This window comes from Caproicibacter fermentans (assembly GCF_009746625.1).
Lineage (GTDB): Bacteria > Bacillota > Clostridia > Oscillospirales > Acutalibacteraceae > Caproicibacter > Caproicibacter fermentans.
Genome location: NZ_VWXL01000045.1, coordinates 1 through 11,078, shown reverse-complemented (window position 1 = coordinate 11,078; position 11,078 = coordinate 1). Strand labels below are relative to the sequence as shown.

Sequence of the window (11,078 nt, the reverse complement as noted above, 5' to 3'; positions counted from 1 at the left end):
GTTTATCAACGCTTCGGAGGTCCGGGAAGATGATGAGGAATTCAAAAATCCCGTGGATCTCATGTTTGAGGCGCTGGAAAAGAAAAAACCAAATCACTTCGCTGTCCGGCAATATAAGAAATATAAGTTGGCGGCGGGTGTTATATGCTCTAAGAGGCTTATTAATCATGATTTTTGTAATGGTTAGTGAAAGCACTTAGGGCATTTTACATACAGGAGGGCGAGAGCATGGGCAACGGCAAAATTACTCCGCTATATGAACGGTTATCCCGTGACGACGAGCTACAAGGCGAGAGCAACAGCATATCCCACCAGAAACAGATGCTGGAGGAATATGCCCGGCAAAATGGCTTTCCGCGCCCGACCCATTTTACCGACGACGGTATTTCCGGAACCCGGTTCGACCGACCGGGTTTTACGGCCATGATGGAAGAAGTCGAAGCAGGGCATGTAGAGGCTGTCATCGTCAAGGACATGAGCCGGTTGGGACGCGATTATCTCAAAGTCGGACAAATCATGGAGATTCTGCGGCAAAAGAATGTTCGGCTGATCGCCGTCAACGACGGAGTGGACAGCGCAAGAGACGATGACGATTTTACCCCCTTCCGGAACATCATGAACGAATTTTTCGTTCGGGATACCAGCCGGAAAATCAAATCCGTTTTCAAGGCCAAGGGCATGACCGGCAAGCACCTGACCGGCACGGTCATTTACGGGTACTTATGGGCTAATGAAAAACGGGAGCGCTGGATTGTTGACGAGAAAGCCGCCGCCGTTGTGCGCCGCATTTTTGCCATGACGATGGAGGGACACGGCCCGTATCAGATCGCTCAGCAGTTGACCGCAGATAAAGTGGAAATCCCTGCCGTTCATTTGGCGCGGCACGGCGAGGGCGTGAATCAAAACAAGACGTTCAAGGATATTTACGGCTGGGGTTCCTCCACCATCGTGAATATCCTCAAAAAGCGGGAATATCTCGGACATACGGTTAATTTCAAGACCCGCAAGCACTTCAAGGATAAGAAAAGCCACTATGTCGATGAAAGCGAATGGACAATTTTCGAGAATACCCATGAGGCCATTATCGACCAAGAGACTTTCGACAACGTGCAGCGCATCCGGGGCAACGTGCGGCGCTACCCGGACGGCTGGGGCGAGGCGCATCCACTGACCGGTCTGATGTACTGTGCCGGCTGCGGCGGCAAAATGTATGTTCACCGTTCTAATAACGGCAAACGCATCCCACAGTATACCTGCTCCCAATATAGTAAAGTCCCTGTTGGGACGCTCTGCCCCACCCAGCACCGCATTAACGCCGATGTGGTCATGACCCTGATTGCCGATACGCTCCGCGCTATCGCGGCGTATTCCAAAAATGACCGGGCCGAATTCATCCGGACGGTAAGGGAAGCACAGGTTTCCCAGCAGTCTGGCGGCATTGTGCAGAAAAAGAAGCGGTTAGCAGAGGCAAAAAAGCGTTCGGATGAGCTGGAAAAACTGCTTTGCCAGATTTATGAGGATAAGGTCCTTGGCAAGCTGCCGGAAGCGCGCTTTGCCACCCTTGACGCGCGGTATGCCGACGAGCAGGACGAGCTTTCCGGCGAAATCGAAGAATTGGAACAGGCCGTTTCCGGATACGAACACAAACAGCAGTCCACGGAGAAATTTATCGCTCTGATTGACAAGTACGAAAATTTCAATACCCTGACCACCACCATGCTCAATGAATTCGTGGAAAAAATCGTTGTCCATGAGCGCGACCGCAAAGGTTGTCAAGACACCACGCAAGAAGTCGAGATTTACTTTAATTTTGTGGGTAAATATGTGCCGCCCCACTTTGGGAAAGTCAACCTGACCCCGGAAGAACAGGAAGCAATGCGTAAAAAGGAAGAACGACGGGACAGGCTGCACCGGAACTATTTGCGCCGCAAGGCCAACGGCAAACAGCGGGAATACGAGGAACGAGTCAAGGAGAAAAAGCAAAAGAAAAAAGAAGCTCAAAAATTGGCTCTCTGGGCCGAGGATATGGCAAATGACGTGTTTATCCCTGTCCGCGATTTACCCAGCATATAGTTGTTGAGAAAATCTTGTTTCCATAACTATGACATAAATTACCAAAATAATGTGTCATGCCACCGATGTTAACATGAAAAGAGAATTCTACCATCTCAAGGAATTCATGAATCATAAGCAACAAATTGTCAACACATTGTTCTCTGAACCGTCCCACACCCCGCTTCCCATTTTCAAATCGGTGTTGACATCGGCTCGGATGCTGTGTTTTTTATCGTTGAATTGCGAACGATTAACACCGGAAGCGTAGTGTAGGACTGCACTTGCAGCGAGGGTTGTTTCATCTTTCGTAGAAGCATAATTCCGGCCTGTGTCCCCATATCGTAAACATCAATATTCACAACAGTCAACGCCGGTTCCATAATCCGCGAATATGGATAATCATCAAACGAAATAACTGCTATATTATCAGGAATCGTCAGCGCCTGGTCGCGAATGGAATGGAATGTTCCCAACGCAACCGTGTTATTGGCACAAATGATTGCTTCCGGTTGGTCTTCTCGGATTAACTGCTCTGTGATTGCTCGCGCATTCTCAATCGTCACAGCACCCTGCCGAACATCTTCTGGTGAAATAGATATTCCAAGCTCTTCGGCTGCTTTCTGTGCTCCCTGCAGTCTGTGCAGCGAAATAAGGTCATCCTTTCCGCCGCCAATATATGCGATATGGTGATAACCCACTTGAAACAAATGTTTTACCGCAATCGAGCCGGACAAATTGTTGTTTGTATCAATCCAGCACAGTTCACTTTCAAAGTCAGGCCTGCCGATCACAATATGTGGAAAGTTGTTGCTGGCCAAGACGCCTGATACCTTTTTTGAAACAGCGGAAACGTGTAGTACGATTCCATCTGTATTTTTTTGTACAATCAGTGACTCAATTACAGTACCTTCATCCTGTTCCTTTGTAAGGTTAATGAAAGTCAAGCTGTACCCTTTTCCGCTCAGTGTGTTTTCCACTCCGCACATGATCTCAAAAAGGTGTGGGTTATTAAAAGCGGCATTTTTTTCTGCCCTCGCGATAAAAGTGACATTATGGGTTTTCTGTCGGGCAAAATTCTGAGCACGGAGATTTGGACGATAATGGAGCTGTTCCATGATATTGCGTACTTTTTGTGTTGTTGCTTCTGAGATAAGCGGCGAATGATTTAGCACCTTGGAAACCGTAGAAACAGAAACTCCGGCTTCCTGCGCTACTTCATGTATACTGACAGGCATGGTTACTATGCACTCCAGTCTTTTTTGTTTTATATTACACCGGTTTCATTAAAATATCAATAGTAAATATCGATTATATATTGACTATTTACCAATAAGCGCCTATAATTTGGCATGAAATCCGGATATATGTATTAAATTACATATTAATTAATTATACCGGTTTCATAAATTTAGTAGGGAGGTTTTCGTTTTATGAAAAAAGTGTTGGCATCCGCCCTGTCCGTTCTTGTTATGCTTGGAGCCTTAGCAGGCTGTCAGCAGGACAAGAAAGCGGCTCCTTCCGCAAAGCCCACCGAAAGCGGTGCAAGCAGTGCAGCAAAAAAGGATGCGGTCAATCTTACCATCTGGTATGAAAATGACCAGAAAATCGGCGATGCTCTGCAGGCGCAGCTTAACGACCTTTCGCCGGATGTGAAGGTTACGGTTCAGCGCAAAGATAAAATGACAGATTCACTGAAACTGGTTGGAAATGATCCTCAAAGTGCCCCGGATATGTTCTTTTTTGCGCATGACAAAACCGGATTATACGCCGAAATGGGAATCCTCGCCCCGATCACCGACTTCATTTCGAAAGATTCTCTCTCTGATTTTATTCCCATGACGCTGAGTGCCGGAACCTATAAAGACACGCTTTACCAGCTGCCGATTTACTTTGAAACACAAATGTTTATGTACAACAAGAAGTTAATGAGCACCCCTCCAAAAACGACCGACGATTTACTGAAATTTGCGCAGAGTAATACCAAAAACGGTACATACGGATTTGTTGAACAGCACAGTACCGCTTACTACGCAGTCAGCTGGATTCATGCATTCGGCGGATATATTATAGACAAGGACGCAAAGCCCGGGCTGAATCTTCAGGGTACAGTCGATTCTCTAAAATACCACAAGCAATTTGTGAAGTATCAACCGTCGGATGGCGACTATAACACCATGACCGCACTATTCAAGGAAGGAAAGGCGGCTTCCACGATCAACCTCCCGAATCTGGCCGTCGATGCAAAAAAGGCTGGAATTGATGTTGGTTTTGCACCGCTTCCGACCGTTAATTCAACGGGGAAGCAGCTTTCTCCCTATGCGGGTATTCAGGGCGTTTATGTTCTAAAATCCTCAGAAAGCGGTAAGAAAGAAGCAATCACATCTGTTTTGAAGGCATTGATGAAACCGGAAGTCGGAGTTGCAATGTCAAAAATTACAAACGATGCGCCGGCAAACAACAAAGCGTATTCCGACGCCTCCGTTTCTTCAAACGAAATCGTCATGAATTTGAAAAATTCCGCGGACACTGTTGTTCCGATGTCGAACGTTCCGGCGATGGACGTCATGTGGTCGGTCACGGAAAATATGCTTTCAACTGTGAACAAAAAGGGTGCTGACCCAACAACTGAAGCGGCAAAAGCTCAGAAAAATGCTCTTTCGCAAATCGCGGATATGAAATAACGCAATATGGCATGATTGTTTTCCTTGAGGGCGATGTTGCATATGCATCGCCCTTTGGCATAAGAATTGAGGTGCATTGTGAAGAAAAAAAGTTGTCGGCCCTATTTGTATTTGGCTCCATCAATTGCGGTAATCGGGCTCATAGTCATATTCCCTATTCTCTACACCGGCTATATTTCGCTCACAAATATGAATATTTACCACTGGTTTCATCCGGAATTTGTCGGACTTCAAAATTATGCGAAGGCTATTTTTGTATTTGATTCCGGATTCCTTTCAGCCTTGCTTCGGACGGTTCTTTGGACCGGCATCAATATGGTTCTTCAGATGGTTGTTGCTTATATCATAGCTGTTCTGCTCAATACAGAAGGACTTCGCGCGCATAAATTCTACAAAACAATTCTGATGTTTCCATGGGCTATGCCAGGTTACGTGTCGATTCTGCTATGGAAGATGGGCATGTTTAACAACGAATACGGCTTATTGAATCAATGGCTCGGGAAGCTTGGATTAAACGGAGTAAGATGGTTGGACGGAAACGTATCTGCTTTTTTGTCCTGTACTATGGTCAATCTTTGGCTCGCGCTCCCGTTCATGATCATGATTATCGACGGCGCGCTCCAGAGTGTCGACAAATCTTATTATGAAAGTGCAACGCTCGACGGAGCGGGATTCTTTACAAAACTCGGAAAGATTACGATTCCGCTTGTACGCCCGGTTATCGCTCCGGCCGTCGTAATAACGATATTCACGACATTCAAGCAGTTCGACATTGTTTATCTGCTGACACAGCAGCAGGGTTCGAAAACCGGCGCGGATATTCATACTGTCATCACATATACATACGAAAAAGCTTTTGTTACGAATAACTACGGCTACAGCGCTGCCGTTTCCGTTCTCATATTTCTTCTGTTGATTTTGTTTTCGATGTTTACGAACAAAGAACTGAAGGAGGGTTACCGATGAAATACAGAAAGCGAATCGGTCTTTTCTTCCTTAACATCTTTTTCATTCTGATTTGTCTGCTCTGTCTGATTCCCGTTTTGTATGCACTAGGAATCTCTCTGAACGGCCATAACGACCTGCTCAGTTCTAATGTCTCTTTGATTCCCCAAAATGTTACTTTTGATAATTACAGATGTGTGCTGTTTGAAAAACCATTTTTCCTGTGGTTCAAAAACAGTTTGATTCTATCCGCTTTCACTGTGCTTATTTCTATTTTGGTGGCTGTTCCAGGTGCGTATGCGCTGTCGAGAAAGAGGTTTCGCGGGCGTAAAATGATTCTGAATCTTTTAATACTGCTGAATGCTTTCCCTGCGATTCTGTCCATGTTTGCCGTCTACAGAATTTTGAAGCCATTGGGCCTGATTAATTCGTTCACCGGCCTTATTCTGATCTATATTGGCACGATGGCTATTTTCGGTCTTTGGAACATGAAAGGCTACTTCGATACAATCCCGGAGGAAATTGAAGAAGCCGGGGAAATAGATGGAGCTGGCGATTTCCAGCTTATATGGAAAATCGTTTTGCCGCTTGCCAGACCATCCATCATCGTCACGGCGGTTATGATTTTAATCTATGTGTGGAACGAGTATATATTTGCAGTTACTTTCATTACCAGTTCCGGTAAATATACGCTTGCAGCCGGACTGTATGCTTTGCAAGCAACAGATTATACGCGCAATTGGCCTGTCTTTTCCGCTGCGTCGCTGCTCGTTTCGATTCCCGTTCTTGTTATCTTTTTCTGTATTCAACGTTACATGACTTCCGGCCTTACTGCAGGCGGTGTCAAAGAATAAATGAATGAAATTATGGAGGTTTCCACATATGAACCGTGAAGCAATTCTTCACATTCCTCTTTCAAACTACGCATATGGCTTAGATGAGACCCATGTTGTTTTTCGTCTTCGGACAGCCAGAAATGATATCAAATCCTGCATCTTACATTATGGAGACCGCTCCTGTAGAGAAACTCCTGTTATTTTCACCCCTTTAACGATGAAAATTGCGTCAAGCGACGATCTCTTTGACTATTATGAAATTGAACTTAGCAGCCCCTATACCAGAATCTGTTATTATTTCGAACTCAGTGATGGAAAAACGACATGTTTATATTATTCAGATGAATTTCATTCTGAAACGACGGGAGAACGTTCGGAATATTATCAGTTCCCTTTTAACAGAAGAGAAGATATTGCACAGGTGCCGAAATGGGTAAATGACGCAGTCGTTTACAACATTTTTCCGGACAGCTTTGCTACAGGACGCAGATACATCGCGAAGGAAGGTATGCGGCGTGTTTATCGTGGCAATTCCACCAGCAGTAAGAACGGCGGCACGATCTGCGGTATTATCGATAATCTCGATTATCTGACTACTTTAGGGATAAACTGCATTTATCTCAATCCAATTTTTGTGGCAGGCGAATATCACAAATACGACCTGCTTGATTATTTCCACATTGACCCCTGCTTTGGCACGGATGATGATTTTCGAAAATTGGTAACTGAATGCCATAAAAATCATATCAGAGTGATTATCGACGGCGTTTTCAATCATTGCGGCTGGAATTTTTTTGCGTTTGACGATGTAGCTAAGAATGGAGAAAAATCGGCATACAAAGATTGGTTTTATGATTTGACTTTTCCGGTGATTCGTCCAGACAACATGGATGATTACCCAAATTATTCTTGCTTCGGCTACGAAAGGACAATGCCGAAATTAAATACTTCGAACCCCGAGGTAATTCATTATTTCATGAAGGTTTGCCGTTACTGGCTTGAAAATTTCGATATAGACGGGTGGAGATTAGACGCAGCGAACGAAATAGATAATGGCTTTTGGAGGATGTTTCGAAAGACGGCAAAATCGGTCAAATCGGATTGCCTTCTTATTGGTGAAATTTGGGAATCCGCTTATCCATGGCTTCGCGGAGATCAATTCGATTCATCCATGAATTACGACATGCGTAAAAACTGTCGGGATTTTTTCGCAAGCGGCAGAATTGACGCAGCCGGATTTGAAGACCGTGTAACAAAAATGATAATGCGATACCCACAGCAGATGCTTTATGCGCAATTAAATGTATTGGATACTCATGACGTATCGCGTTTTTTGACTCTCTGCGAGGGCAACTGGATGAAGTTCCGTCTTGCAGTTGTGTTCCAGATGACTTTTGTTGGAATGCCATCGATTTTTTACGGCGACGAGCAAGGGATTCAGGGGTCGGTGGAGGATGAGTACCGTCAACCGATGATATGGGGAAATAAAAGCTTTTTCGAATTTTACCGGGCATTGATTAACCTTCGACGTTCAAATGTCGCTTTGCGGCAAGGATCTCTTCATACGGTCTGTGCGGAAAAGGGAAAATACCTTTATATATTTGAGCGCCAGTGTGAAACTCAGTCAATTCTCGTCGCGCTTAATGCGGGCGATCGAAAAGAGGTGATTTCGGTTTTAGGCGGCGACGAATACAATAAATGTCTTTTTCAAGAGGGGGTGAGTGGAAAGGAAATCGGGCCTTGGGGATTTGGCGTGTTTGAAAATTCAAATGTAAAAAGCTAATGAATGAAGACTTGGAGGGGATTTTATGTGCAAAAACTTTAAGAGGTTGAAATCCGTTTCTGCCAGTGTTGTGCTTTCCCTTGCAATTGTTTTTTCGACGTCGTTCACCGGCAGCGGTGTGGCGGCTCACGCTTATAGCAACGGAGCGGTATCTCCCTACAGCAGCAATACCTCTGCTGATTCTTCCGATTCGCCGGTAACGTCAAAGGACGTCATTTACCAGATTCTTACGGACCGTTTCTATGACGGAGACACATCCAACAATATCCCAAGCGGATTTGACAGCTCGCTTTTTGACGGCACGGGGCAAAAATACAGGCTATACCAAGGTGGCGACTGGCAGGGAATCATTGACAAAATTCCATACCTGAAGTCCATGGGCATTACGGCAGTATGGATCTCGGCACCCTATGAAAATCGTGACACGGAAATTGACGATTATAATTCAGACGGTTCCATAAACAAGTGGACAAGCTACCATGGCTACCATGTCAGAAATTATTTTGCAACCAATAAGCATTTCGGTACTTTTAAGCAGTTCGAGTCTTTACGGGATGCTCTTCATCAAAACGGGATGAAGCTGATTATCGATTTTGTCACCAATCATACCAGCCGTTCCCATAATCCCACTTTAAACAATGCAAATGAAGATGGAAAACTGTATGAACCGGATAAAAAGCCGGACGGCTCTTATGCTCTGGACGCCAATGGGGAACCTTACGACTACAATGGCGATGGAAAAGTAGAAAATCTTCTTGCAGACCCGAACAATGATAAAAATGGCTGGTTCCATCAGTTTGGCGACCGCGGCAACGACAATTCGGTTTGGGGGTATCGAAATAAAGATTTGGGATCTCTGGCGGATTTCTCACAAGAAAACTCCAGTGTCGTCAGCTATCTTGAAAGTGCTGTAAAGTACTGGAGTCACTTGGGAATCAATGGTTTACGTTACGACGCTACGTTGCACGAGAATCCAGCCTTTGTGAAAGGGCTGATGGATTCCGTTAACAAACAATCTACGGTAACTCAGTTCGGTGAATTTTTTATCGGCCGTCCTTCTGATAAATATTCCGAATACTGCAGTTTCCCGAGACGCACAGGAGTCAATAACCTGGATTTTGAATACTATCGCGCAAATTCCACCTGCTTCGGCGATTTTTCAACAACGATGAGTGACTTTGGCAATATGATGCAGTATACGCAGAAAGACTATCAGTTCTCAAACCAGGCTGTAACATTTATTGACAATCAGGATGTTCCGCGTTTCGGGTATCAGCAACAGAATCAAAAACCGTTCAACGCATCGCTTGCAGTGCTGCTTACCGCGAGGGGAATCCCGAACATCTATTACGGGACGGAGCAATATATAAACCCCGGTACAAACGACAACAATATCGGCAGAATTTTCATGGAAAAACAGTCGAGTTTTAATGAGAACACTACAGCATATAAGCTCATTAAAAAACTTTCCGATTTGAGACAGAGCAACGATGCAATCGCCTATGGCCAAACATCCGTGCTTTACAGCGACGACAACGTAATGGTGTTTCAGCGTAAATTCTATGACAACACAGTCGTTGTTGCGGTGAACCGTCAACCAGACAGATCATATACGGTTCCCAGCATCAGTGTTGGGCTTCCCTCCGGCACTTATTCCGACTACCTCGGTTCCATGCTGTACGGTGATTCTACAACCGTTTCAAATGGCAAGATCGATTCAATCGGCCTATCTGGCGGCGAAGTGGATGTGTGGTCTTATAATGCTGCAGCAACTGAAACTCCGGAAGTCGGAGACATTATGTCGACCCAAGGCAGCGCGGGAACAAAAGTTTATATTTACGGCAGAAATTTCGGCACGTCACCGACCGTTAAGTTTGGAAATACTGCTGCAACGGTCCTATCTTCTACATCTACAATGATTGAAACGACAGTTCCTTCTGGGGCAGTGCACGGTGATAACTCCGTAACGGTTACAAATAGCGGAATGACAAGCAACGGAATTGTTTACAATGTTCTTTCCGGCGACCAGAACCAGGTCATTTTTCATGTGAAGGCTTCCACAAATTACGGGGATAACATTTACGTGGTAGGTAGCATTCCCGAATTAGGTTCCTGGGACACCAGCAAGTGCACGGAAGCTATGCTTTGTCCAAATTATCCTGAGTGGTACTTGCCCGTCAGTGTGCCAGCTAATACGACGTTCCAGTTTAAATTCATAAAGAAAGATTCGAGCGGCAATGTAACGTGGGAAAGTTCCAGTAATCGGACTATCACATCTTCTTCTAGTACAACGGGAGTAGTAGATACTCCTGTCTATACATGGAGTGCTAATTAATCTTTTCGGTATTCGAATCTTCTTTGTTTTATGAATTGTTAGACGGCATTAAGAGCATCGCCTTCTAGTGAAGTACCCCCGGAGTTGAACGGCAAAGTATGCCAAACAATTTCAGGGACATCTATATCATCAGTCAATGTGAGCAATGATTATAATTGTTTCGGAGATTGTTGTTTGTGATTTTTGATAAATCACAGCCTCTGTGGTGGTTAGATGTAATCGAGCCATTCCCCATGTAAAGTCTCAAAAGAATCACACTTTTTTGCAACTCTCTATTGCGCCCTTTTTTAGCCAGCACCTTTCAGGGTCTTCCCTGTGACCTGCCCCCAAAAGCCGTCCAGATAGAAAGTTAGTAATCACCTGAGATTTTCATGGCGTATTCTGCCGGCGTCAAATTATCCAGAGAACTGTGTGGGCGAAGGTGGTTATATTCATTTCGCCAG

The 11,078-nt window shown here is 44.9% G+C and carries 8 protein-coding genes and 1 pseudogene; 7 read left to right on the top strand and 2 right to left on the bottom strand.

Annotated features, from left to right (window positions below):
• Both CAFE_RS19760 and CAFE_RS06355 read left to right on the top strand, forming a co-directional pair.
• Positions 1–187: pseudogene (locus CAFE_RS19760) on the top strand (hypothetical protein); the annotation flags it as partial.
• Between the two features lie 41 nt (positions 188–228).
• Positions 229–2,073, top strand: coding sequence for a recombinase family protein (locus CAFE_RS06355; protein WP_156990136.1), 1,845 nt, complete (start codon positions 229–231; stop codon positions 2,071–2,073).
• A gap of 173 nt (positions 2,074–2,246) precedes the next feature.
• Here the strand turns inward: CAFE_RS06355 and CAFE_RS06350 are convergent, their stop codons facing one another.
• Positions 2,247–3,290, bottom strand: a complete 1,044-nt coding sequence (locus CAFE_RS06350) for a LacI family DNA-binding transcriptional regulator (protein ID WP_066646394.1) — start codon at positions 3,288–3,290, stop codon at positions 2,247–2,249.
• A 195-nt stretch (positions 3,291–3,485) separates the two neighbouring features.
• Here CAFE_RS06350 and CAFE_RS06345 point away from each other — a divergent pair, with 195 nt between their 5' ends.
• The 5 genes from CAFE_RS06345 (at position 3,486) to CAFE_RS06325 (ending at position 10,635) form a co-directional block, all read left to right on the top strand.
• On the top strand, positions 3,486–4,736 hold the full coding sequence (locus CAFE_RS06345) for an extracellular solute-binding protein (RefSeq protein ID WP_156990135.1): 1,251 nt from the start codon (positions 3,486–3,488) through the stop codon (positions 4,734–4,736).
• Positions 4,737–5,018: 282 nt separating this feature from the next.
• The gene (locus CAFE_RS06340) at positions 5,019–5,702 is read left to right on the top strand and encodes a carbohydrate ABC transporter permease (protein WP_228725036.1); all 684 of its coding nucleotides are present in this window, start codon (positions 5,019–5,021) and stop codon (positions 5,700–5,702) included.
• Positions 5,699–6,535, top strand: coding sequence for a sugar ABC transporter permease (locus CAFE_RS06335; protein WP_156990133.1), 837 nt, complete (start codon positions 5,699–5,701; stop codon positions 6,533–6,535). The genes CAFE_RS06340 and CAFE_RS06335 overlap by 4 nt, the downstream gene beginning before the upstream one ends.
• Before the next feature lie 28 nt (positions 6,536–6,563).
• Positions 6,564–8,300 carry a glycoside hydrolase family 13 protein gene (locus tag CAFE_RS06330; RefSeq protein WP_066646398.1) on the top strand — a complete coding sequence of 579 codons (1,737 nt, stop codon included), beginning with the start codon at positions 6,564–6,566 and terminating at the stop codon, positions 8,298–8,300.
• A gap of 25 nt (positions 8,301–8,325) precedes the next feature.
• Entirely contained in the window at positions 8,326–10,635 is a 2,310-nt protein-coding gene (locus tag CAFE_RS06325; RefSeq protein ID WP_066646400.1) for an alpha-amylase family glycosyl hydrolase, read from the top strand.
• Positions 10,636–10,984: 349 nt separating this feature from the next.
• On the opposite strand, the gene CAFE_RS20640 is transcribed toward CAFE_RS06325, so the two are convergent.
• Positions 10,985–11,078 (bottom strand): integrase core domain-containing protein (locus tag CAFE_RS20640; RefSeq protein WP_139104008.1); only part of this gene is annotated, 94 nt, incomplete at its 5' end.